The sequence below is a fragment of the Kribbella amoyensis genome, assembly GCF_007828865.1.
In the GTDB taxonomy this organism is placed as follows: domain Bacteria; phylum Actinomycetota; class Actinomycetes; order Propionibacteriales; family Kribbellaceae; genus Kribbella; species Kribbella amoyensis.
In genome coordinates this window covers 2,617,439-2,639,152 of the sequence record NZ_VIVK01000001.1, presented here as the reverse complement: position 1 = coordinate 2,639,152, position 21,714 = coordinate 2,617,439, and the positions used below count along the sequence as shown (strand labels likewise).

Genomic DNA, 21,714 nt, shown 5'->3' with positions numbered 1-21,714 from the left:
ACCGTTCGGGTCTGGATGTGTTGCCGACTTTCGATCTGTGGACAACTTGGTGGGGCTGAATCTCCTTGTTTGTAAGGGGATTCTCGATTTCTCGTTGCTGGTTTCGTCGGCTACGGTTTGCTGGCATGAAGGGGATTTGCGAGCGGCCGGTGTGGTCGATGAGCGGCGGCGAGATGCTGGCCGCGCTCGACAGCGTGCACACTCAGCTCGGCCGTCTCCAGACCTACCGGCTCGAGCTCCTGGCCGCCCTGGACCGCAACGGCCACGCCGCCGATCTCGGCGCCCGCGACACCGTCGAACTGATCGCGACCCGCCACCGCCTCGACACCACCGACGTACGCCGTGACCTACGCCTGGCCTGCAACCTCTCCAAGTACGCAGCCGTCCAGGAAGCACTCAACGCTGACCACGTCGGCGACGCTGACCCCGACGACGCTGACCCCAACGACGCTGATGCCGACGGCGGCGCTGATCTCCATGGCAGCGGCGATGCTGACGGCGGCGCTGATTCCACAGGAACTGCTGAGCTCGATGGCAACGCTGAGCTCGATGGCAACGCTGAGCTCCAGGTCGGCGCTGGCCTGCATGGCGGTGCTGACGCTGGGCTCCACGGCGCTGGTGTCTACGGCAGCGCTGGTCTTCATCCGGCGCAGGCCGAGGTGATCGTCTCTGCTCTTGAGAAGGCCCCGTCCACCACGCCGGTCGAGACTCTGCAGGTCGCCGAACGTGAGATGGTCACCGCCGCAGCCGTCCTCCCTCCACGCGACCTCCGCAAACTCGCCAAGCAGGTCCGCGACCGCCTCGACCCCGACGGCCCCGAACCCGCCGAAGACCGCGCCAAAGCCGCCGAGACCTTCTGGCTGAAGCGTCGCGACCACGGCGCCGAGTTCGGCGGCTACCTGGCCGGCGACAACGCCGAACTCCTCCAGACCCTGATCTTCGCCGGCGCCAAACCTCACCTGACTCCCGACGGCCGACGCGACCCCCGCAGCCGTGGCAAGCGCCAGGCCGACGCCCTGGCCGCCATCCTCGCGACCGCCGCGTCCACCGGCAGCGCCGCGCCAAGCCACGGCGACATCAAGCCCCACATCACCGTCACGATCGCCCTGAAGGACCTCATCGCCGGCACGGGCATGGGCCAGCTCGCCCACGGCACCACCTTGTCCGCGGGCACGATCCGCCGCCTCGCCTGCGATGCCGAGGTAATCCCGATCGTCCTGGGAACCAACTCAGAACCCCTCGACATCGGCAAAGAACAACGCTTCGTCAACCGCGCGATCCGGCGTGCCCTCAACGCCCGCGACCGCGGCTGCGTCATCTGCCAAGCCCCACCGGCCATGTGCGAGGCCCACCACCTCATCCACTGGGCCAACGGCGGCAAAACTGCCCTCACCAACCTGGTGCTGCTCTGCAGGACCCACCACCAAGAAATCCACCGCGGCCACTGGACCATCACCCTCACCCAAGGCCGCCCCCAGGTATCCACCCCACCCTGGACCACCCCGCCACGGCCACGGCCCACCCGGAACACCTCACCGGCGACTACCCCACCACCACCAACCCACTCCCCAACAACCCAACCCCCACAAACCCCAGCCCCACAAACCCCAGCCCCACCAACCCCCGCACCACCCACACCACCGCCCACCAGCCACGGAGCTGGCGCGCCCACGCGTAACAGCCCGGCACCTAGCACGTCCACGCGTAGCAACTCCACGCCTGGTACGACGCCCACGCCCAGCAGCCCGGAACCTGGTGCGTCCACGCATAGCAACCCCATGCCTGGTACGCGTGAGCCCAACAGCCCCGCACCTGGCGTAGCCCTGCCCACGACATCCCCACCAGGCAAACCCGCAGCGGCCTCAGCCCCAAGCACGCCCCGCGCGCGAACCGGATGACCAGCCCCCGGTCGACACCCCCTCACCAACCGACCCGCGCCTGGCCTCCCCGCACCCGGCGCCACTTCCCAGGCACGGCCCCGCCCAGCGTCTCCGCACCCGACGCCGCACCACCAGGCACCACCTCACCCGTTCACCCTCGCCAAGCAACCACCCGCGACATCAATCCCCGCGTACCGAGTGACAAGGCCCCGGCTGGCATCCTTCGCCCGCCGGGATCCGCGCCTGACCTACCCGCACCCGGCGCTCCCTCCCAAGCACCGCCCTGTCTCATCTCACAGCGTCGCGCGCACGAGCTCCACGCCTTCGCCTTGCAAATTGTCCAGCCCGGACGGCCTGCCTGTTGCTGCTAGCAACAACTCTGTTGCCGGCCCGCGCACCTCGGCCGGGCCGTCGCCTGCGGTCCACTGCACGTCCGTTGCGATCATCCGCGTTCCACGGAACCTCTTCTTCACGCCGTAGAACGGGCTGTTCCACAAGTGATCAAGGGCCCCCGGCAACAGCTTCAGCGGGATCTCGCGCTCTCGGCCCAGCGGTCGTGCGATGTCCTGGCCGTGGACGAGCACGTCCACCAGCGGGTCCATCGCCCCGGACAGCGGGGACCTCCGGGTCGAACCGGCGGTCTCGCGGTACTGCTCGATCAGCTCCGCCGGCGAGTACTGCGCGGCGCGCTCGCGGCCCTGCTGAGATTCCATTCTGTCGAAGTCGAAGCGAGCCTGAGCCAGGCCCTTCAGCCAATCCTTGACTCCGGTCCTCGTCGAGAGCGTCAGATGAGCGAGCACCTCGTGCACGGTCCAGTCCGTGCACAGCGACCGCACGGCCCACTCGTCCTCACGAAGCCCCTCCAGGAACTTCACCAAGCTCAGCCGCTCGGCTTCGACCTGCGGCCGGATCTCTTCCCATCGGTTGCTCATGGTTCACTCCTCCATCGCTTCGAGGCGACGCTTCAGGTGCACGCGTTCCGGCTCGGTCGCGGCCAGGTCGAGTGCGAGTCGGTAGGCGGCCGCGGCTTCGGGCCGGCGGCCGGCGCGGGCCAGGAGATCCGCGCGGGCGGTGCGGTACGGCGAGTAGTCGCGCAGGCGCGGTTCCGCTTCGAGCTCGTCCAGCAGTACGAGTCCCGCCTCGGCGCCGTCGCGCATCGCCACCGCGACCGCGCGGTTCAGCGCCACCACCGGGGACGGCGAGATCACGAGCAGCACGTCGTACAGCGCGACGATCTGCGGCCAGTCCGTTGTCGCGATGTCGGCCGCTTCGTCGTGCAAGGCCGCGATCGCCGCTTGGACGCCGTAGAACCCGGGCGACTCACCGCTCAGCGCGACGAACACCAGGTCGCGGCCTTCCTCGATCATCGTGCGGTCCCAGAGTCCGCGGTCCTGGTCCTCGAGCAACACCATCGAGCCATCAGCGCCGACCCGTGCGTGGCGGCGGGCGTGGATCAGCAGCATCAGCGCGAGCAGGCCGGCGACCTCGCGTTCGGACGGAAGCAGCCGACGCAGGATCGCGGTGAGCCGGATCGCTTCCTCGGCCAGGTCGAGCCGCTGCAGATCCTCGCCCGAGCTCGCCGCGTAGCCCTCGGTGAAGATCGAGTAGAGCACCTGAAGGACGCCGGGGAGGCGCTCGGGAAGTTCGGCGACGGTCGGGACCCGGAAGGGGATCCGGGCATCCTTGATCTTCACCTTGGCTCGGGTGATGCGCTTGGCCATCGTCGGCACCGGGACCAGGTACGCGCGGGCCACCTCGGGCGTGGTCAGGCCGGCCAGACACCGCAGCATCAGGGCGCCGCGGTCCTCCGCCTGCAACGCGGGATGCGCACAGGTGAAGAACAGTTGGAGCCGATCGTCCGGCACTTCCGCGTCGCCGGTCGGCGCCGCGACAGGCTCGGCCCTGGACAGGTCCACCTGCAGGACCGCGAGCCGGGCCGCGTACGTCTTGTCCCGCCGAAGCCGGTCCACCGCCTTCCGCCGGGCCGTGGTCAGCAACCACGCGCCGGGGCGGGACGGTACGCCGTCCTTCGGCCAGGTCCGCATCGCGGCCTCGATCGCCTCGGACGTGACTTCCTCGGCCAGGTCCAGGTCACCGAAGCGGCGGACCAGCGAGGCGAGCAGCAGGGCGCGTTCCTCCCGGTACACCGCCTCGACGGAATCCCGGACCGACCGGTCGGCCATGTCAGGCCCCGAAGTCCGCGATCGGGCGGATCACCACGTTGCCGCTACCCCACGATCCCGGGCAGCGCGCGGCCCAGTCGATCGCGGCGTCCAGGTCGGGGACGTCGATCACGTAGTACCCACCGAGGACCTCACGGCTCTCCGCGAACGGCCCGTCGGTGACCGTGCGCTCGCCGGACGCGCCGACCTTGACGGTGGTCGCGGTGACCAGGTCGGCGAGCGAGTGCCCGTCGACCATGATGCCGGCGTCGCGGACCTCCTTGTCGAAGGTCATCCAGTCCTGCGGGGTGCACTCGGCCGCCCCACCGTCGGCGCCGATCTCGCCCGCGTTGATCAGCAGCATGTACAGCATGTCCAGCCTCCAAGCTCGGTTCCCGGACGGCTCGATCCGCCGTCTCGATGGTGACGACGAACGGCCCGCCCCCGAAAGGACATCCTCCCCGAAGTTTTTTTCGAACCCGATCCAGCAGGCGTCCGACACCCGATCCGGCAGGGTCAGACGACGGGGATCAGGCAGCGAGGTCACATGGCGGGCGGGGTCAGGAACCGGGGCCGAACGGCAGGGTCAGACACTGGGCCAGACATCATGGTCGGACGGCCGGGTCGGACGGCCGGGTCGGACGGCCGGGTCGGACGGCCGGGTCGGACGGCCGGGTCGGACGGCCGGGTCGGACGGCCGGGTCGGACGGCCGGGTCGGACGGCCGGGTCGGACGGCCGGGTCGGACGGCCGGGTCGGACGGCCGGGTCGGACGGCGAGGTCAGTCGGCGAGGTCAGTCGGCGAGGTCAGTCGGCGAGGTCAGTCGGCGAGGTCAGTCGGCGAGGTCAGTCGGCGAGGTCAGTCGGCGAGGTCAGTCGGCGAGGTCAGTCGGCGAGGTCAGTCGGCGAGGTCAGTCGGCGAGGTCAGTCGGCGAGGTCAGTCGGCGAGGTCAGTCGGCGAGGTCAGTCGGCGAGGTCAGTCGGCGAGGTCAGTCGGCGAGGTCAGTCGGCGAGGTCAGTCGGCGAGGTCAGTCGGCGAGGTCAGTCGGCGAGGTCAGTCGGCGAGAGGCAGATGGTGGGGGGTCAGGTGGCGGGGTCGGACAGCGGGGTCAGGTGGCGGGGGCCAGATGGCGGGGGTCAGATGAGCAGCAGGCCGACCGCGGTGACGACCGCTAGTTGGAGGCCGGTGGAGATGCCGCGGCGGGTTGGGTGGGTGGTGCCGAACCAGGTCAGCTTGGGCCAGATTCGGCCGGACCAGGCGGTGGCCGCGACCAGGAGAGCCAGGCCGATCAGCCAGGGCCAGGTCGGCAAGGACGTCCAGTCGGCGGTACTGCGGGCGAAGAGGAGGAAGAGGGCGCCGATGCTCAGGACCAGGATCAGGTCGGCGCGGTCCCGGAGTTTGCCGGCGCGAAGTTGCCACAGCAGGACGACCGGATAGCCGATCGCGAGGGCCAGCAGGATCACGTCTCTCATACCGGCTCCTCCAGCAGCTTCTCGGCGAAGTCGTCCACGTCGACCGCGACGTCGGACAGCACGACCACGGCGCGCCGACGTTCCAGGTCGAGACCGAGGAACGACCGGTACCCGCCGGTGCCGCCGTTGTGCCAGACCATGTTCCGGCCGGTCCCACCGAGCGGGCTGGTCAGCCAGAACATTCCGATCCGTTCCCCGTCGAACTCCCGCCGCGGCGCCAACGCGTCCACGGACCGCCCGGCGAGCAGCGACTGCGCGAGCTTGCTGAGATCGCGGGTCGACGACACCACCCCACCGGCCGGCGCGTACCCGACCTGGACCCACGGATCCTGCTTGCGACCACCCGAGCTGTACCCCGGTGGCGCCGCGCCCGCCTCGTCGACCGGCGTCCGCGTCTCGGTCAGGCCGAGCGGCTCGAGTACGCGCTCGGACAGCAGCTCCGGGTACGTCTGACCGGCACTGCGGGCGAGCGCTTGACCGAGCAGAGCGCCGCCAAGGTTCGAGTACCGCGGTTCGTCGCCCCTGCCGGAGGAGCGCGCGTGATCGAGGAGCTGGTCCACGTCGTACGGGTACGGGTTCCCGGCCATCAGATTCGCAAAGAATGACCGTGCTGCGGAGAGCGGCTGCCTCGGCGTACTCGGGAGGCCGGCGTGATGCGTCGCCAGGTCCTCCAGGGTCGCGGTCGCCACCTCCGACTCGTGCAGCGGCAGCAGCGAACCGACCTGCTGGTCCAGCTTCACCTCGCCACGGCGGATCGCCTCGGACAGCAGCAGCCCGGTGAAAGCCTTGCTGATCGAGCCGGTCTCGAACGCCGCGTGCTCGTCCGCACCCCGCCCAGCGAACCGCACCGAGTCGCCGTCGACCAGCGCGACCGCGAGTCGGTGGCCGGCGCCTTCGTAGTGGTCGTCGATGTACTGCTGCAGCGCCGCGTCGCCGGTCCGCGGTTCGGCGAGTTCCAGCGAGCGGGGCCGGACGAACCAGCCCCCGATGGCAAGCGCAAGGGCGAGCAGGATCGCGATCGGCTTCATGGCTACCTCTCCAGGGCGACGAGGATCGCGAGCAACGCGACCACCCGGGTCGGGGGAACGGCGAAGACGCCGCGGCTCGGGCTGTGCAGCCAGCCTTCGGCGGTCAGCTGCCGCAGATGGTGGTAGATCTGCCCGCTCGTCCCGAGGCCTTCGACCTCGCTGAGCGCGCTGACCGTATTCCGGTCGTGCAGGATCTCGCGCAGCAACGTCAGCCGCACCGGATTGCCGAGCGCGGCCAGCCCCGAGGCGCGCGCGGACCAATCGGCGTCGAGCACCTCTGTGGTCGGCCGGCCAAATTGCCAGTCCACGTGCCGCCCGTCGGGCAACGTCACGGTGCCCGTGTAGAGCACGGCACCCGGCTCCGGTACTCGCTCCTTCAGCGCTCGGAGCGCGAAGAACACCTCGGGATCGACCCCGTCCGGCAGCACCTGCTCGCCGAGCGGACGTGCGGATTCGAGAGCGGCGACCCGTCGCTCCAGCTCTTCAAGGCGGTTATCCACAGCCTCATCCACACTGTGGATACTACGTAGATACGTAGTTATTGCAAGTCTGAACCGTGTCGAGACCCGGTCTGAAAGATCCGGTGCAGTCGCGAGCAGGTGCCCGGCGCGGTAGCTCAGCGGCTGGGTGGAGGCCCCGAGGCGGTGGTCACCGTGGACTTGCTCCAGCGCGGCGCGGCGCGGGTGCCGTGCCCAGTGCCGTGCCCAGTGCCGTGCAGCACGCGGCGGATCAGCAGGCCGGGCCTAGAGTGATGCGGTGCGCGATGTGGACGTACCGGGCTGGTGGCGGCGGCTGGGGCTGGACGGGTTGGTGGACGTGCACGTCCACTTCCTGCCGGACCAGGTGATGGAGGCCGTCTGGGGGTTCTTCGACCAGGCCGAGCGGCACTACGGCGTCGCCTGGCCGATCACGTACCGGACGCCGGTGGCCGAGCGGTTGCGGACGCTCGGCGAGCTCGGGGTACGGCGATTCCCGGCGCTCGTGTATCCGCACAAGCCCGACATGGCCGCGTGGCTCAACAGCTGGGCCCGCGAGTTCGCCGCGCAGACGCCGCGGTGCGTCATGAGCGGCACGTTCTACCCCGAGCCCGGCGCCGCGGAGTACGTGAAGGAAGCGCTCGAACTCGGGACCCGGATCTTCAAGGTGCATGTCCAGGTCGGGGACTACGACCCGCGGGACGAGGAGCTCGACAGCGTCTGGGGACAACTCGCCGACGCCGAAGTCCCCGTGGTCGTGCACTGCGGATCCGGGCCGATCCCCGGTCGGCACACGGGCCCCGGTCCGTTCGGCGAGGTACTGCGAAACCACCCGCGCCTCACCGCGGTCATCGCGCACCTGGGCATGCCGGAGTACGCCGAGCACCTGGCGCTCGCCGAGACGTACGAGAACGTGCACCTGGACACGACCATGGCGCTGACCCCGTTCACGGAGTCACTGATGCCGTTCGACCGCGACCTCCGGCCCCGGCTGGCTGCGCTCCAGGACCGCGTCGTGCTCGGCTCGGACTTCCCGAACATCCCGTACCAGTACGCCGTCCAGCTGGAGTCGCTCGAACGCCTCGACCTCGGCGACGACTGGCTGCGCGCAGTCTGCTGGGAGAACGGCACCCGCCTACTCGACGGGTAGCCGATCGACCGTCAGCCATTCGACCGAGCAGCCATTCGACCGCCAGCTGCTCGACCGAGCACCCACTCGACGGGCAGCCATTCGACCGGCCAGCTAGTCGTCCGGGCAGCTACTCGACCGGCAGCTGCGACACGAACCAGGCCAGCGTGAGCCCGGTGAGCAGCGCGTCCCGGTCGATCTCCAGGCTGACCAGCTGGGCATTCCACGCAAGCAGCGCCGTGCTCAGCACCAACGCGGAGATCTGCCGCCCCTCGTTGAACGCCGTGAGGTTCTCGTTGAACCAGCGCACCTCGGCCAGCTCGGCGGCGTCCAGCCCGCGCTGCTGCGCACCGGCCTCGGTCACCGCGGTGTACGCCGGGGTCGCAGTCAGCCCGTCCCGGTCGTCGCCGACCTGATAGTCGTCGTACCCGAGCCGGCGCATCAGCTCGTCCCAGCCTGCCGCGGCCCGCTGACTCGGCGAACCGTCGCCCGGCCCGGTCAGTGCGGTCCACGCGATCGACGGGATCACCAGGTGGTTCCCACCGGCGGCCTCGAGCGGTCCGGCGGCATCCAGTACGTCCATCACCCCGCTCGGCCAGGCGTGGGTGAGCAGCGCCGGCCGGGCCGACGGACTCGCCGAGCGCAGATGCAGGAAGTGCACGAACTGGCCGGCGATCTCGGTCGCGTAGTGGTGGTACGCCGCCAGCCGGGCCTCGTGGACGCGCCAGTCGTAGCCGTCGACCCAGTAGTCGATCAGCTCGTCGGCGTAGGCGGCCGGCACGATCCGGTCCAGCCCCGCGGCGATGTAACCGCCGCCGTCCCGGAACGCGCGCAACCGCTCGTACAGCGCCGCGAGCTCGGTCCGCGGCACCCGCAACCGCAACTCACGGACTTCCGCTGTGCGCTCAGTTCCCACCCGTCGACCTCCGCCTCTCCCCGCCTCGCCACCTGTGGACTTCCAGCATGCTGCGTCCCACCAGAACCGCGGCGGGATCATGTCTCTTCTGAAAAGAACGACTGAGCGGCCGAACGGTTGCACGGACCGGTTGGCAGGATCCTGACACGCTGACCGGACAGATCCCGTGACAACGCTGTCGTCTCCCCGTTGCCGGGCCCATTCCAACGTTGTACTGTCGTTCCGACCTGCTTTCTCCACCCCTTCGGGAGCCCCTCGATGCCCAGCACCCAGCCCCGCCCCGAGCACCCCAGACCGCAGTTCACCCGTCCGGACTGGCTGAACCTCAACGGTGAGTGGCAGTTCGAGACCGACCGGTCCGACTCCGGCCTGGAGCGCGGCCTGCGCGATCGTGAGCTGCAGCAGCGCATCGTCGTCCCGTTCGCCCCCGAGACAGAGCTGTCCGGGATCGAGGACGTCGACTACCTCGAAGCCGTCTGGTACCGCACCACCGTCACCGTCCCCGCCGACTGGACCGGCAAGGACGCCGTCCTGCACTTCCAGGCCGTCGACCACGACGCGACCGTCTGGGTGAACGGCACCGAGGTCGTCCGGCACCGCGGCGGCTTCACCCCGTTCAGCGCGAACCTGGCCGGTGTCGCCGGTCCGGGCGAGGAGGCGCTGATCGTGGTCCGCGCCCGCGACCCGCGGTCCGGCAGCCAGGCCCGCGGCAAGCAGAGCCTCAACTACTTCAACGCCGACTGCCACTACACCCGGACCACCGGGATCTGGCAGACCGTCTGGCTCGAGGCCGTCCCCTCGATCCACCTCGGCCGGCCGCGGATCACGCCGGACGTGGCCGGCTCGGTCTTCCACGTCGAGGTCCCGGTCTCGGCGAACAAGCCGGGCTGGAAGGTCCGCGCGGTGCTGTCCGACGCCGACGGCGAGGTGGTCGCCGCCGAGGTGCGCGCCGACCTCGACCTCGCGCCCCGGCTGGTGCTCGCCGTCCCGGCCGACCGGGTCCGGCTCTGGGACACGACCGACCCACACCTGTACGACGTCAAGTTCGAGCTGGTCGACGCCGACGGCGCCGTGGTGGACACCGCGGACAGCTACGCCGGCCTGCGGTCGGTCTCGATCAACGGCAAGGCGATCCTGATCAACGGCAAGCACGTGTTCCAGCGGCTCGTGCTGGACCAGGGCTACTGGCCGGAGAGCCTGATGACGGCGCCGTCCGAGGAGGCGCTGGTCGCGGACATCGAGCTCAGCCTGGCGGCCGGCTTCAACGGCGCCCGGTTGCACCAGAAGGTGTTCGAGGAGCGGTTCCTGTACCACGCGGACCGGCTCGGGTACCTGGTCTGGGGCGAGTTCGGCGACTGGGGTGCGGGCGTCGGTAACACCGGCGGCGACAACCAGCAGCCGACCGCGACGTTCGTGACGCAGTGGCTGGAGGCCGTCGAGCGCGACTACAGCCACCCGTCGATCATCGGCTGGTGCCCGCTGAACGAGACCCACCAGCTGCTGCACGACCGGATCACCCAGCTGGACGACGTCACCCGGGCGATGTTCCTGGCCACCAAGGCGGCGGACACCACCCGGCCGGTCCTGGACGCCTCGGGGTACTCGCACCGGGTCCCGGAGACGGACGTGTGGGACTCGCACAACTACGAGCAGAACCCGGCCGAGTTCGCGAAGCAGATGGCCGGCCTGGTGGACGACCAGCCGTACGGGAACACCGGCGGCCACGAGTCGCGGCCGATCTCCCAGCCGTACAACGGGCAGCCGTACTTCTGCAGCGAGTTCGGCGGGATCTGGTGGAACCCGGAGGCCGCGAACGCCGCCGGCGACGACCGGAAGGAGTCGTGGGGCTACGGCCAGCGGGTCCAGGACGAGGCGGAGTTCTACGACCGCTTCACCGGTCTGGTCGACGCGCTGCTCGACAACCCGCTGATGTTCGGTTACTGCTACACGCAGCTGACCGACGTCTTCCAGGAGGAGAACGGGATCTACCGGTTCGACCGGTCGAACAAGCTCGACGTCCCGCGGATCAAGGCGGTCCAGACCCGCGCCGCGGCGTACGAGAAGGACTGATCAGCTAGTAGTTGCCAGTAGCAACCTCACCGGCGTGCTCGCTCAGAGTGCGCCGGTGAGTTGTTGCAGGCCCAGGCTGCTCGCGGCGACGCAGATCCAGAGCACGGCGCCGAGCAGCAACGGCCGCAGCCCGGCCTTGCGGAGCTCGGAGAGCCGCAGCGACAGGCCGATGCCGACGAGCGCACTGGTGATCAGGAACGTGCCGAGCAGCGACAGGTTCGGCTGCCAGGCCTCCGGGACCAGGCCGGCGCTGCGCAGTCCGGCCGCGGCGAGGAACCCGACCAGGAACAACGGCACCATCTTCCGCCACGGCAACTTGCGACCGGCCAACTCCGCCGAGGTGCCCTGCTGCTGCGGCGATCCGGTCTGCACAGAGGCTTTGGCTTCGCGGCGGGACTTGAGGATGACCAGGCCGAGCACGATCGGTACCAGCATCAGCGAGCGGGTCAGCTTGACCACGAGCGCGTGATCGCCGGCCTGCTGGCTGTACGCGTACCCGGCGGCGACCACCGACGACGTGTCGTTGATCGCGGTCCCGGCCCACAACCCGAACGCCTCCGGGCTCATCCCGAGCAGATGACCGAGCGTCGGGAAGGTCAGCACCGCGACCACGTTGAACGTGAAGATGGTGGCGAGCGCGTACGCCACCGAGGTCCGCTTGGCCCCGATCGCGGCAGTCGCGGCGGCGATCGCCGAACCGCCGCAGATCCCGGTCCCGACCCCGATCAGGATCTGCGTGTCACCGCGCACCCCGAGCCAGCGGCCGAACAACCAGGCGCCGCCGAGCGCGACCGCGAGCGTGCCGAGCATCACCGGCAGCGATCCACCGCCGACCTCGACCACCTGGCGCAACGACAACCCGGTCCCGAGCACCACGATCGACGCCTGCAGGAGGTACTTGGAGGCGAAGTCGTACCCGGGCCGGCTCCACTCGCCGCGCAGGGCGGGAGCCAGCGCACCGGTGGCCACGCCGAGCAGGATCCCGAACACCGGTCCGCCCACCACCGGGATCAGCCGGCCGAGCGGTACCGCGGCCCCCGCGAGCGCGAGCACGACGAGCAGTCCGGGGACGGTGTGGATGAAGTGCGAAGCGGGCGCCGAGGTCTGCCGCGGTGGCCTAGTCTCGACCTGCACCATGGACCCAGATCCCCCTCCTCGCTAAATGTACGCACATTCAAGCTAGGAGATGACCGGACATTTGGCAACCTCGGAAGGATCGGATGAGCGAGCGTCAGCTGGATCGCGGCAGCGACCGGCCGCTGTGGAAGCAGCTGCAGCAGGACCTGGTCCGCCGACTCCGGGCCGGGGAGTTCGCCGACACGTTCCCGGGCGAGCTGGTGCTGGTCGAGGAGTACCGGGTCAGCCGGCACACCGTCCGGCAGGCGCTCGGGCAACTCCGCGCGGACGGGCTGATCGTGGCCGAGCGCGGCCGGCAGCCCCGGGTCGCGACGACGCCGGAGATCCGCCAGCCGATGGGCGCGCTGTACAGCCTGTTCTCGTCGGTCGAGGCGGCCGGGCTGGCCCAGCACAGCGTCGTCCGGGCCCTCGATGTCCGGGCCGACGGGGTGATCGCGAGCCGGCTCGACCTGGAGGCGTCGAGCCCGCTGGTCTACCTGGAGCGGCTGCGGTTCGCCGGCGAGGAACCGCTCGCGCTGGACCGGGTCTGGCTGCCGGCCGCGGACGCCGAAGGGCTGCTGGAATCCGACTTCAGCCACACCAGCCTCTACAACGAACTGGCCGAGCGCACCGGCCTCCGGCTGGACCACGGCCGCGAGGACATCCGCGCGGTCAACCCGACCGCGGCTGAGCGGGCCCTGCTGCGTTGTCCGGCGGAGGCGGCTGCGTTCTCGATCAACCGGCTGGGGCACGCACAAGGGCGCAAGGTGGAGTGGCGGCACACGATCGTGCGAGGCGACCGCTTCGCGCTGGCGGCCGAGTTCTCCGCTCACCAGGGCTACCGGCTCACCCCAGCCACGCCCACCGCCTCGTTCCAGGACTAGAACCCAGCCCACCGCCGTACCGGTCTTCCCCGAAGGGCTGAGCAGCAGGGTTCACGCCGGGCGCGTTGGCCGCTGAAGACGCGCCCGGCGTGAAGCTTTCGGGTCGGCCGGCTTGAAGCCCTCGGCCGGCCGACCTGGGGTCAGAGAGTCAGCGTTTGCAGGTGATCGACGGTCTTGAAGTCGGCGCCGGCCGCGAGCGCTGAGGCGCGGAGCTTGGCCAGGCCGCCCCAGTCGACAGCGGGCTCGTCCAGCGGCTGGTCGAAGTCGTCCCAGTGGGTCGCGACGACCGTCCGGACCGGCTTGAGGGTGGCGAGCAGGCGATCGGTGACGCCGGGCTCACCACCGGGCGCGGCCAGGACGACGTCGACCTCGAGGTCCTTCAGCGAGATCGGGTCGAAGCCGGCCGTGCTGAGGCTGAGGATGCGCAGCCCGCCGATGGTGATGACGTACGCGAGCGTGCCGCCCTCGACCAGGTCCGCGATCGTCCGCGGCTTCGGCGGGACCGCGCCCGGCCGCGTCCCCGGGTACGCGAACTGGTGCCGCGCGCCCCCGCACGAGTGCAGCGACCGGAACACCTCGACCGTGAACCCCGTGAACGGCAGGTACTCCCCGCCGACCACCTGGCTGAGCTGGTCCTCCGGCGCACGCAGGGCCCGCAGCAGGTTGAGGTGGGTCTCGTTGCCGAGCACGGTCGCCTTGGTCCGGCGCGCGATGTACGGCACGTCGGGGAGATGGTCGTAGTGCCCGTGGTGGACGAGAATCGCGTCCGCGGTGGTCACGTACTTGTCGATGATCGCCGGCTTGCTGACGATCCTGGTGGTGTCGTCGGCGCCTTCGGGCGAGTACGTTCCCGTCTTGAAGCGGGTCAGCCACGGATCGGTCAGCACGGTCACCCCGCCCGAGCGGATCTGCCAGGCGTGGTTACCCCACCAGGTGAATTCGACCGGCTCGCGCTGCACAGCACTCCCCTCGGTACCGCGCTGGGTGGCCGCGTCGGCGGCGCTCCGGATGCCGACGGCACCTGCCGCACCGACCGCTGCTGCCGCGGTTCCCCTGAGTACTCCCCTGCGCGTCACCGTCATGCCGTCTCCTTCTCCCGAGTCGCTGGTTCGGGGTGGAGTCAAGCCCGGAAGCTTCGGCGATGTCGAATATGCTCTGACATATGCAGCGATCCGCAGTTCGTATCGGCGCAGGTCAGCGGCTTCATGCTGACTGAGCGGCTGCTGCAGATCTTTGTCGCACTGGCCGACGAGCAGCACTTCGGCGACGCAGCCCGGGTCGTCGGCATCACCCAGCCGCCGCTGTCGCAGGGCCTGCGCCGACTCGAATCGCTGGTCGGCGCGAAGCTGTTCGACCGGGGATCCGGCGGGGTCGAGCTCACCCCGGCCGGTACCGCGCTGCTGCCGTACGCCCGGCGCGCGCTGACGTCGATCGACGAGTTCCACCACGCGGTCTCGGCGCACGATCCGGGTGGACCAGAACTCCGCCTCGGCCTCACCCCCGAAGTACCGGCGGCGGTCGGCGCGGCGGTCGCAGCAGCGTGCGGCGAGGCGGTGAAGGGGAGCCGGGTCACGGTCGTCTCCGCGCCGACCAGCGCGCTACTGCCGCAGGTCGCGGCCGGGCGGTTGGCGTTCGCGGTGGTGCTGCATCCGTCGGTCCTCGAAGGCGTCGACGCCGGACCGGTCACGCTGCTGCCGACCTGGGCACTCACCCCGGCCGGCCTCCACCCGACCGACGGCGAACCACTGCCGCTGCACAAGGTCGGCGCGCTCCCGGTCGCCGTCCGCCCCCGCCCCGAGGCACCCGCGGCCCGCGACCTCTTCCTCGACACGCTCGCCCTGCATCGCCCGACCGGCGGGACCGTGGTGGTGACCGACGACCGCGCCGCCCTCGCGATGACCGCGGCCGGCCAGGCGATCGTGATCACGCCGGACCCCACCCTGCAGGCGCCCGGCGTGACGCGGCACCCGCTGATCGGCGACCCGTTGCCGGTCCGGCTCCGGCTGATCTGGTCCCAGAACCCGGCGCTCCACCTGGCCGCCGCCCTGCCCCAACTCACCAACGCGCTGGCGGCATCAGCCGACGCGCGGGCGGCATCGTGAGTACGCCGTCGCGTCTGCGGGCGCTGTTCGAGGACGCCGGTACCCGTGGTTGGCTGCACGCGATCCGGCTCGGCGGATCCGAGGGCGAGGTCGCTGTGGACGCCGACGCTTTGGTGCCGATGGCATCCGTCTACAAGCTGCCGCTGCTGGTGGCGTTCTGCGAACTGGTCGACCGCGGGGCGCTGGATCCACGGGAACAGGTGACGCTGGAGCCGAGCGATCGAACGGCTGGTCCGACGGGGCTGTCGGTCCTGCTTGATCCGGTGAGCATGTCCCGGCGGGATCTGGCGCTGTCGATGATGACCGTGTCCGACAACGCGGCAGCCGACGCGCTGCTCGACGTGGTCGGGCTGGACCGGCTGGCCGACTTCCTCAGCCGGCATGGTCTTACGGGGACGCGCATCCGCCGCGGTACCGCTGGGAATCTCCGCGACCTGCTGGATCGGACTCGGACCGACGACCCCGACACCGCTTTCGCCGTACTCGCGGACAACGACATGACGGACCCGGCCGGCATCTACGAGGCGGCGAACGCGTCCGCTACGACGGCGCGGGACATGACGAGGTTGCTCGGGTTGATCTGGTCGGGCGAGGTGCTCTCCGCCGAGCAAACCGCGTTCGTGCGGCGGGCGTTGGGGTTGCAGGTGTTTGCGCAGCGGCTCGGGTCCGGGTTCCCGCACGATGCGGTGAGGGTGTTCGGCAAGACGGGGACGTTCGCGGCCTTGCGGCACGAGGTGGGCGTGGTCGAACTGCCCGACGGCTCGGCGTACGCGGTCGCCGTCTTCACGAGGGCCGCCCGAGGCGACCGCAAGCTCCCGCGCGTCGACCAGGCCATCGGAACGGCCGCCCGCCTCGCCGTCGACACCCTGCGCTGAACGACCTGGCGACGGCGCGGACAGGACGCCTCCGGGTCTTGCTGTCCGTCAGGGCTAGTCGTTCACCACGGCGTAGGCCTCGACTTCCGGGACCAGCTCGGGTTTGAAAAGGGCGACTACCTGGACCGCTGTGCTCGCGGGCGGGTTGGCTGTGTCCACGTGCTCGTCGCGAGCCGTGCGGACCGCGGGAAGGATGCCTACGTCGGTGACGAAGAAGTTCAGCTTCACCACGTCGGCGAAGGTCGCTCCGGCCGCGGCCAAGCAGCGGTCGAGGTTGTCGAACACCTGCCGCGCCTGCGCCAGCGGATCGCCGATACCGACCAGCTCGCCGTCCGCGTCCAGGGCGACCTGGCCGGAGATCGCGACCCAGCGGCCGGTACCGGTGACGACCTGGCTGTACCCGTTGCCAGGAGCAACACCGTCGGGCTGGGGCCGGGACAGAGCGGACAAGGCGAACCTCCTGGGATCTCCGTCGGGGCCTTCCGGCTCCGACGATCATCGGCGAGCACTCGAGCTCGACGGGGCGACCGCGCTCGGCTGCCATCCTCCCCCGGACCGCGCCGATCCGGCCAGCCGTTTCGAACCCGACGACCCCAGCCGACCGTCCCGGACCCGGCGACGGACCCTCCCGGCCGGCAGCACCCCTGGGCAGCCGCGGCACGCCTGCCGAGGACGGTTTGACTTCAAGTGAGCTCGAGCTGTTCGAATGGCTCGCATGACTTCGACCGAGTGGTCCACCGAGCTTCTCGACCTCGACGCGTACCTGCGCCGGATCGCGCATCCGCGGGTCGGGCCGTCCGCCGAGAACCTGCGCAGCCTGCACGCCGCCCACGTCCGCGCGATCCCGTTCGAGAACGCCGACGTGATCCTCGGAACCCATCCAGGGGTCGGGCTCGACGCGATTCAGGCGAAGCTGGTCGGGCGGCAGCGGGGTGGGTACTGCTACGAGCACGCGCTGTTGTTCGCGGCGGCGCTGGAGCGACTCGGGTTCGAGGTGGAACGCCGGATGGCCCGGGTGCAGCCGCATCGGTCGGGGCCGCGGACTCACATGGTGTTGCTCGTTCGCGTGGACGGGCAGGAGTTCCAGGCGGACGTCGGGTTCGGCGCGGGGGTGCTGTACCCGATGCCGCTGAAGGACGGCGTCGTCGTCGACCAGGCCGGCTGGGAGCACCAGTTGACGTCTGACGGCGAGCTGTGGACCCTGTCGAAGCGGACCGCCGACGGCTGGGTACCGCTGCACGCGTCGTCCGCCGAGCCGCAGCGGCTGATCGACTACGAGGTCGCGCATCACTACGTCGCGACGCATCCGCATTCGCCGTTCTCCACCAAACTGGTCGTGATGCGCCTGTCCGACGGGGTGAGCCGCCGGCTGGTCGGCGACGAGCTCACCACCGAGTACGCCGACGGGAGAACCGAGAGTCGCCAGGTCAGCCGCAATGAACTCGGTACGGTCCTCGCCGACCTCGACGTGATCCTCACCGACGAGGAACTCGCACAACTGGGGAACCAGCGGTAGGCGTCTCGGTCCGGAAGCTCTCGCCGAGTTGCTCGCCCAGTCCGAAGTAGTGCCGGAAGTTGTAGACCAACGGCGACCACGCGTCCGGATCGACGTACGACGTCCCCGGCACGACGATCCGCTCGTCCGCATGCACCCGAAGCACCCGCGCGTGCACCGTCAAAAAGTTGCCCTCAGCATCAACCTTGACCACCCGCGCCTCGAACTGCAACGGGCACTCCGCAACCCGCGGCGGCGCCACCAACTCAGCCGGTACCGGCGTCAACCCCGCCGCCCCGAACTTGTCCCGCTCGAACCGGAACCGCTCCCGCTTCTCGGCCGGAACCGGTTCACGTCCAGTCAGACTCGCGAGTGCCTCAACCGCCTTCCACGACTCGGGCGACGGGTAGTTGATCACGAGTTCGGGCCGCTCACGCAGGTTGTTCCCCGTCTGCCCTTCCACGCCGAGCCCCAGCACGACCGTGTCACCGAGCGCCCATGCGGACGACATGGGAGCCAGGTTGTAGGTGCCGTCGCCGTTGTCCGTCGTCAACAGCGCGACCGGCGTCCCGACGTACAGGATGGACGGGGTGATCGTCAGGTGGGTCATGCCGACGACGCTAGAAGCGGGACACTTCGGCCGGCCCCGAAGCGACGACGAGGCAGGATGGGACCGTGACCGGGACACGAGAGGGCGAGGAGCTGGCCGGCTGGGCGCGGATGCTGGCCGACAGTACGCGGGCGACTGTGTGCCTGGCGTTGCTCGACGGCCGGGCCTGGACCGCAACCGAGCTCGCACGCCTGGCCGGGGTCTCCCGGCCGACGATCAGCGAGCACCTCAACGTCCTCGTCGCCGGCGGCCTGCTGACCGAGGTACGGCAAGGCCGCCACCGGTACGTCGAACTGGCCGGACCGGACACCGCGGAGCTCCTCGAAGGCCTGGCCGCGCTGGCACCCCGGCGGACCGCGACGGCGAACAGCCTGGCGACCGCGAGCCGGCGGGACGCGTTCGCCCGGGCCCGGACCTGCTACGACCACCTGGCCGGCAAGCTCGGCGTCGCGCTCACCGACGCGATGACGAACCGCGGTCTGCTGGACTGGTCCAGCGGCCTCGCGATCACGCCGAAAGGCCTGCTCTGGTTGGAAGATCTCGGCATCGAGGTGGAGACACGGCACGGCCGGCCCGCGGTCCGCGCCTGCCTCGACGTCACCGAACGACGGCCGCACGTCGCCGGCGCGGTCGGGGCCGCGGTGTGCCGGCACGCGTTGGCGCGGGGCTGGGTACGCCGCATCCCCGGCGGCCGCGCGGTCAAGGTGTACGGATCCGTCGCCGAACTCGGCCTCGCCGACGGCGTCGTCCGGGAGCTGCGGGCGCGAGCCTGAGTTCCACGGTGTGAGATTGGCGACCGGGAAACGCCCGGTGGACAGGCGAGGTTCAGCTTTGTCGCCTAACCTTCGGCCATGACTGAGTTCGAGCCCGACACCGAGTTGGTGTCCCGCCTCCCTCTCCCCAGCCATGTCGTCGTCGAGGTCGACGGCACGTGGCGCCGCGGCTGGCTGATCGGCCGCGAGCACGAGGAGGCAGGCTGGACCGGCTTGGTGCAGTACGAGGGCGACGACGGTGTCGAACGGACCGAGCGGCTGCCTGCCGCCCGGATCGCTCTGCCGGAGTCGGGCCGACCGACGGAGCAGGTGTCGTAAGAGGAAACGACGCGGCAGGGCCCCCGGGGAGATCACTCCCCGGGGGCCCTTTGCTGTCGGTGCGGGCGCCTCGACAAGTAACGAGATCCCGCCCCAGGCCCTTCGGGCGGTTGACCTGGAGCGGGACCCAGCGTTACACCCTCTGTATCGGCCGGGACACGGCCGGTGTTACACGGATCAGGAAGTTTTCCGCCGGGCTCAGGACAGCTTCCGGGTGGCGATCAACCGCGCCGCGACGTCGCGCAGCTTGACGTTGTTGTCCTGCGAGTACCGGCGCAGCACCGCGAACGCCTGCTCGGCGGTCAGGTCGAACCGCTCCATCAGGATCCCCTGCGCCTGGCCGATCAGCTTGCGGGCCTCGATCGCCTGCCACAACGTGGATTCGCTCCGCGCGTTCGCGACGGCGACCGCGGCGTGATCAGCGAACAGCTGCGCGATCGTGTCGTCGGCCTTCGTGAACCGGTCGCGGTCCGGGGCGTACAGGTTCAGCGCGCCGACCGTCGTCGCCGGAGTCCGGAGCCGGACACTGAGGACGCTGTGCAGGCCGACCCCGGTCGTACCGGCGGACCACCTCGGCCAGCGCGGATCGGCCGGGAAGTCACCGCTGACCACGCTCTTCTCGTCCTGGATCGCGCTGAAGCTCGGCCCCTCGCCGGTCTCCAACTGGACCCGGTCAGCCTCCTCGACCCGGGCGTCGGTGGCCGCGGCCGACTCCAGCCGGCCGCCTCGGAGCAGCAGCAACACGCTCGCGTGCTGGGTCCCGATCCGGGCCAGGACGTACTCGAGGAACCGCTCGGCGGTCAGCTCGATGTCGGGCTGTTCGTGCAGGACGAGCGCCATGTGGGCCAGTTCCCGGGCGAACTCGTCGTTCACGCGGCCACTACCAGGGCAGGCGGAGTGGGTGATGTCACCGGCGTGCATCCTCAACGGGTCGGTACTTCGCGGGTGGCATGCTGCGCCACCGGCTGACTTCCCAACCGGAATGAATCGTACCCCCTGCGCGCGGAGGCCGATCAGCAGGCGACCCCGGTGCGTCGGGGCTGAACACCGGGGCCTGGAAGGACCTGCCTCTCGAGCGACTTGCCGTTCCTGACCAACAGGTGCCCGCCGCGGCGTACGTCATGCGTTCGGCCAAATCCGGTGCGTGGCGGGCTCGTACCGGCGGTGGTCCGTCAGGCCGCGGTGCAGCGGCCGTGGTCCGTCAGAAGTGGACGGCGAGCAGGACGCGGCCGCTCTCCGAACCGCGGATGTCGAGCGAGGCGATCTCGCTGCGGTGCAACTTGGTGGTCGCCGCGGGCTTCACCGTCGTCCCCGGCGCCGCCGTCCAGCTGGCGATCAACGTGGACTTGCCGGACTTGTCGGTCACGTACAGGTCGTACCCGCGAGCGCGTTCGCTCGGCGTCGCCAGCTCGTCGTACCGGCAGCTGATCTCGATCGTCGTCCCCCAGCGTTCCTCGACCAGCCGGGCGTCCGCAGTGAGCTTGCTCGCCACGGTCTGCGCGAGCACGACGTAGTCGCCCTGCGGTTCCTCCCTGGCGAGCGGGAACGCCACCACCGCCCCGATCGCGGCAGCGACGGCGGCGACCCCGGTCAGTACCCCGGCCAGCCGGAACCGCCGACGCCGGCGATCCCGCTGGACCGCCCGGACCAACCCGGGCAACAGGTTCGGCGGAGCGGCGTCGAGGGTGGCCAGGGCCCGGTCGTCCGGCAGCAACGCCAGCGTCCCCGGTACCCCGGCCAGCGACGCCACCTCGGCCGAGCACTCGTCGCACGTGCGCAGGTGCTCCTCGTACGTACGCCGGTCGGTCGCCGACAACGCCCCCAGCAGATAGGCCGCGTCCCAGTCCCGGTACGGATCGCTCATTCCTGCGTCACCCCCCTCTCCTGCAGCGCCAGCTTCAGCGCCCGTAGCCCGTAGTGCAACCGCGACTTCACCGTCCCCGGCGGGATGTCCAGCTCCCGCGCGATGTCGGTCACGGTCCGGCGGCCGTAGTACGCGCGGACGATCACCTGCCGATGCTCGTCCGACAACTGCGCCAGCGAATCCGCGACCAGCCAGGCATCCAGTACGGCGTTGGCGTGGTCCGCGCTCGGCCGCTCCGGCAGGTCGTCGCTGGCCACCTCGCGGTGGACCCGCGCACTCCGCCGGTCGTCGATCACCAGGTTGCGCGCGACCGTGAACAACCACGCGCGCGCCCCCGCCTCGTCCTCGGTAAGGATCTGCGGCCGCCGCCAAGCCCTGAGCAGGGTCTCTTGCACGACGTCCTCAGCCAACCGGTCGTCCCCCGTCAGCCGGACCACGAACCGCCACAACGAAGGCGCGTGCACGTCATGCAACTCACGCAACAGCGCCGCCCGGTCGTCGGCCATCGGCACTCCTGCCCTGTCGTGTGCAGCTTTTTCGTCTG

Annotated in this window: 23 protein-coding genes; 9 read left to right on the top strand and 14 right to left on the bottom strand. The window is 70.3% G+C overall.

Features of this window, described 5'->3' with window-relative positions; genetic code table 11:
* Nucleotides 1-125: 125 nt before the first annotated feature.
* Entirely contained in the window at nucleotides 126-1,898 is a 1,773-nt protein-coding gene (locus FB561_RS38225; RefSeq protein WP_337692302.1) for an HNH endonuclease signature motif containing protein, read from the top strand.
* Between the two features lie 275 nt (nucleotides 1,899-2,173).
* Here the strand turns inward: FB561_RS38225 and FB561_RS12510 are convergent, their stop codons facing one another.
* The 6 genes from FB561_RS12510 to FB561_RS12485 form a co-directional block, all read right to left on the bottom strand.
* On the bottom strand, nucleotides 2,174-2,812 hold the full coding sequence (locus tag FB561_RS12510; protein WP_145806240.1) for a maleylpyruvate isomerase family mycothiol-dependent enzyme: 639 nt from the start codon (nucleotides 2,810-2,812) through the stop codon (nucleotides 2,174-2,176).
* A 3-nt stretch (nucleotides 2,813-2,815) separates the two neighbouring features.
* A complete protein-coding gene (locus tag FB561_RS12505) occupies nucleotides 2,816-4,063 on the bottom strand; it encodes an RNA polymerase sigma factor (RefSeq protein WP_145806238.1) in 1,248 nt (415 codons plus the stop codon).
* Between the two features lies 1 nt (nucleotide 4,064).
* Nucleotides 4,065-4,415 (bottom strand): YciI family protein, encoded by a 351-nt coding sequence (locus tag FB561_RS12500; protein ID WP_145806236.1) that lies wholly within the window; start codon nucleotides 4,413-4,415, stop codon nucleotides 4,065-4,067.
* 763 nt (nucleotides 4,416-5,178) lie between these two features.
* Nucleotides 5,179-5,514, bottom strand: a complete 336-nt coding sequence (locus FB561_RS12495) for a DUF4175 domain-containing protein (RefSeq protein WP_145806235.1) — start codon at nucleotides 5,512-5,514, stop codon at nucleotides 5,179-5,181.
* The gene (locus FB561_RS12490; protein WP_145806233.1) at nucleotides 5,511-6,542 is read right to left on the bottom strand and encodes a serine hydrolase domain-containing protein; all 1,032 of its coding nucleotides are present in this window, start codon (nucleotides 6,540-6,542) and stop codon (nucleotides 5,511-5,513) included. The genes FB561_RS12495 and FB561_RS12490 overlap by 4 nt, the downstream gene beginning before the upstream one ends.
* A 2-nt stretch (nucleotides 6,543-6,544) precedes the next feature.
* Nucleotides 6,545-7,042 carry a helix-turn-helix domain-containing protein gene (locus tag FB561_RS12485; RefSeq protein ID WP_145806231.1) on the bottom strand — a complete coding sequence of 166 codons (498 nt, stop codon included), beginning with the start codon at nucleotides 7,040-7,042 and terminating at the stop codon, nucleotides 6,545-6,547.
* A gap of 256 nt (nucleotides 7,043-7,298) precedes the next feature.
* Between FB561_RS12485 and FB561_RS12480 the strand changes: the two genes are divergently transcribed.
* Nucleotides 7,299-8,168 (top strand): amidohydrolase family protein, encoded by an 870-nt coding sequence (locus tag FB561_RS12480; RefSeq protein ID WP_145806229.1) that lies wholly within the window; start codon nucleotides 7,299-7,301, stop codon nucleotides 8,166-8,168.
* A 109-nt stretch (nucleotides 8,169-8,277) separates the two neighbouring features.
* Here the strand turns inward: FB561_RS12480 and FB561_RS12475 are convergent, their stop codons facing one another.
* Nucleotides 8,278-9,063, bottom strand: a complete 786-nt coding sequence (locus FB561_RS12475) for an epoxide hydrolase N-terminal domain-containing protein (protein WP_145806227.1) — start codon at nucleotides 9,061-9,063, stop codon at nucleotides 8,278-8,280.
* A 258-nt stretch (nucleotides 9,064-9,321) separates the two neighbouring features.
* Here FB561_RS12475 and FB561_RS12470 point away from each other — a divergent pair, with 258 nt between their 5' ends.
* Nucleotides 9,322-11,133, top strand: a complete 1,812-nt coding sequence (locus FB561_RS12470) for a glycoside hydrolase family 2 protein (protein WP_145806225.1) — start codon at nucleotides 9,322-9,324, stop codon at nucleotides 11,131-11,133.
* Nucleotides 11,134-11,175: 42 nt separating this feature from the next.
* Here the strand turns inward: FB561_RS12470 and FB561_RS12465 are convergent, their stop codons facing one another.
* Nucleotides 11,176-12,270: a YeiH family protein gene (locus FB561_RS12465; protein WP_145806223.1), complete on the bottom strand. Its 1,095-nt coding sequence runs from the start codon at nucleotides 12,268-12,270 to the stop codon at nucleotides 11,176-11,178.
* Between the two features lie 83 nt (nucleotides 12,271-12,353).
* On the opposite strand from FB561_RS12465, the gene FB561_RS12460 reads away from it, so the two are divergent.
* Nucleotides 12,354-13,133, top strand: a complete 780-nt coding sequence (locus tag FB561_RS12460; RefSeq protein WP_145806222.1) for a GntR family transcriptional regulator — start codon at nucleotides 12,354-12,356, stop codon at nucleotides 13,131-13,133.
* A gap of 140 nt (nucleotides 13,134-13,273) precedes the next feature.
* Here the strand turns inward: FB561_RS12460 and FB561_RS12455 are convergent, their stop codons facing one another.
* A complete protein-coding gene (locus tag FB561_RS12455) occupies nucleotides 13,274-14,215 on the bottom strand; it encodes an MBL fold metallo-hydrolase (protein WP_145806220.1) in 942 nt (313 codons plus the stop codon).
* 123 nt (nucleotides 14,216-14,338) lie between these two features.
* Here FB561_RS12455 and FB561_RS12450 point away from each other — a divergent pair, with 123 nt between their 5' ends.
* Together FB561_RS12450 and FB561_RS12445 are read left to right on the top strand one after the other, a co-directional pair.
* Nucleotides 14,339-15,235: a LysR family transcriptional regulator gene (locus FB561_RS12450; RefSeq protein WP_145806218.1), complete on the top strand. Its 897-nt coding sequence runs from the start codon at nucleotides 14,339-14,341 to the stop codon at nucleotides 15,233-15,235.
* Nucleotides 15,232-16,110 (top strand): serine hydrolase, encoded by an 879-nt coding sequence (locus tag FB561_RS12445; RefSeq protein WP_145806216.1) that lies wholly within the window; start codon nucleotides 15,232-15,234, stop codon nucleotides 16,108-16,110. Before FB561_RS12450 ends, FB561_RS12445 begins: the two co-directional genes overlap by 4 nt.
* A gap of 54 nt (nucleotides 16,111-16,164) precedes the next feature.
* Here FB561_RS12445 and FB561_RS12440 read toward each other — a convergent pair whose 3' ends face one another.
* A complete protein-coding gene (locus FB561_RS12440; protein ID WP_145806214.1) occupies nucleotides 16,165-16,560 on the bottom strand; it encodes a RidA family protein in 396 nt (131 codons plus the stop codon).
* A gap of 265 nt (nucleotides 16,561-16,825) precedes the next feature.
* Between FB561_RS12440 and FB561_RS12435 the strand changes: the two genes are divergently transcribed.
* Nucleotides 16,826-17,626 (top strand): arylamine N-acetyltransferase family protein, encoded by an 801-nt coding sequence (locus FB561_RS12435; RefSeq protein ID WP_145806212.1) that lies wholly within the window; start codon nucleotides 16,826-16,828, stop codon nucleotides 17,624-17,626.
* Here FB561_RS12435 and FB561_RS12430 read toward each other — a convergent pair.
* Nucleotides 17,586-18,215 carry a flavin reductase family protein gene (locus FB561_RS12430; protein WP_145806210.1) on the bottom strand — a complete coding sequence of 210 codons (630 nt, stop codon included), beginning with the start codon at nucleotides 18,213-18,215 and terminating at the stop codon, nucleotides 17,586-17,588. The two genes, FB561_RS12435 and FB561_RS12430, sit on opposite strands and share 41 nt — an antisense overlap.
* Before the next feature lie 65 nt (nucleotides 18,216-18,280).
* On the opposite strand from FB561_RS12430, the gene FB561_RS12425 reads away from it, so the two are divergent.
* The gene (locus FB561_RS12425; protein ID WP_238334782.1) at nucleotides 18,281-18,988 is read left to right on the top strand and encodes an ArsR/SmtB family transcription factor; all 708 of its coding nucleotides are present in this window, start codon (nucleotides 18,281-18,283) and stop codon (nucleotides 18,986-18,988) included.
* Between the two features lie 78 nt (nucleotides 18,989-19,066).
* Entirely contained in the window at nucleotides 19,067-19,306 is a 240-nt protein-coding gene (locus FB561_RS12420) for a hypothetical protein (RefSeq protein ID WP_145806208.1), read from the top strand.
* Between the two features lie 198 nt (nucleotides 19,307-19,504).
* Here FB561_RS12420 and FB561_RS12415 read toward each other — a convergent pair whose 3' ends face one another.
* The 3 genes from FB561_RS12415 to FB561_RS12405 all read right to left on the bottom strand — a co-directional run bounded on the left by FB561_RS12415 (nucleotide 19,505) and on the right by FB561_RS12405 (nucleotide 21,676).
* A complete protein-coding gene (locus FB561_RS12415) occupies nucleotides 19,505-20,179 on the bottom strand; it encodes a GAF and ANTAR domain-containing protein (protein WP_170284647.1) in 675 nt (224 codons plus the stop codon).
* Between the two features lie 328 nt (nucleotides 20,180-20,507).
* Entirely contained in the window at nucleotides 20,508-21,170 is a 663-nt protein-coding gene (locus FB561_RS12410) for an anti-sigma factor family protein (protein ID WP_145806204.1), read from the bottom strand.
* Nucleotides 21,167-21,676, bottom strand: coding sequence for a sigma-70 family RNA polymerase sigma factor (locus FB561_RS12405; protein ID WP_145806202.1), 510 nt, complete (start codon nucleotides 21,674-21,676; stop codon nucleotides 21,167-21,169). Before FB561_RS12405 ends, FB561_RS12410 begins: the two co-directional genes overlap by 4 nt.
* Nucleotides 21,677-21,714: the final 38 nt, after the last annotated feature.

Bases quoted from the DNA above. Each gene is read 5' to 3' on its own strand.
- FB561_RS12435 (WP_145806212.1), top strand. From the start codon at position 16,826: ATGACTTCGACCGAGTGGTCCACCGAGCTTCTCGACCTCGACGCGTAC.
- FB561_RS12470 (WP_145806225.1), top strand. From the start codon at position 9,322: ATGCCCAGCACCCAGCCCCGCCCCGAGCACCCCAGACCGCAGTTCACC.
- FB561_RS12490 (WP_145806233.1), bottom strand. From the start codon at position 6,542: ATGAAGCCGATCGCGATCCTGCTCGCCCTTGCGCTTGCCATCGGGGGC.
- FB561_RS12420 (WP_145806208.1), top strand. From the start codon at position 19,067: ATGACTGAGTTCGAGCCCGACACCGAGTTGGTGTCCCGCCTCCCTCTC.
- FB561_RS12510 (WP_145806240.1), bottom strand. From the start codon at position 2,812: ATGAGCAACCGATGGGAAGAGATCCGGCCGCAGGTCGAAGCCGAGCGG.
- FB561_RS12410 (WP_145806204.1), bottom strand. From the start codon at position 21,170: ATGAGCGATCCGTACCGGGACTGGGACGCGGCCTATCTGCTGGGGGCG.
- FB561_RS12455 (WP_145806220.1), bottom strand. From the start codon at position 14,215: ATGACGGTGACGCGCAGGGGAGTACTCAGGGGAACCGCGGCAGCAGCG.
- FB561_RS12505 (WP_145806238.1), bottom strand. From the start codon at position 4,063: ATGGCCGACCGGTCGGTCCGGGATTCCGTCGAGGCGGTGTACCGGGAG.
- FB561_RS12450 (WP_145806218.1), top strand. From the start codon at position 14,339: ATGCTGACTGAGCGGCTGCTGCAGATCTTTGTCGCACTGGCCGACGAG.
- FB561_RS12495 (WP_145806235.1), bottom strand. From the start codon at position 5,514: ATGAGAGACGTGATCCTGCTGGCCCTCGCGATCGGCTATCCGGTCGTC.
- FB561_RS12430 (WP_145806210.1), bottom strand. From the start codon at position 18,215: ATGACCCACCTGACGATCACCCCGTCCATCCTGTACGTCGGGACGCCG.
- FB561_RS12405 (WP_145806202.1), bottom strand. From the start codon at position 21,676: ATGGCCGACGACCGGGCGGCGCTGTTGCGTGAGTTGCATGACGTGCAC.
- FB561_RS38225 (WP_337692302.1), top strand. From the start codon at position 126: ATGAAGGGGATTTGCGAGCGGCCGGTGTGGTCGATGAGCGGCGGCGAG.
- FB561_RS12460 (WP_145806222.1), top strand. From the start codon at position 12,354: ATGAGCGAGCGTCAGCTGGATCGCGGCAGCGACCGGCCGCTGTGGAAG.
- FB561_RS12465 (WP_145806223.1), bottom strand. From the start codon at position 12,270: ATGGTGCAGGTCGAGACTAGGCCACCGCGGCAGACCTCGGCGCCCGCT.
- FB561_RS12500 (WP_145806236.1), bottom strand. From the start codon at position 4,415: ATGCTGTACATGCTGCTGATCAACGCGGGCGAGATCGGCGCCGACGGT.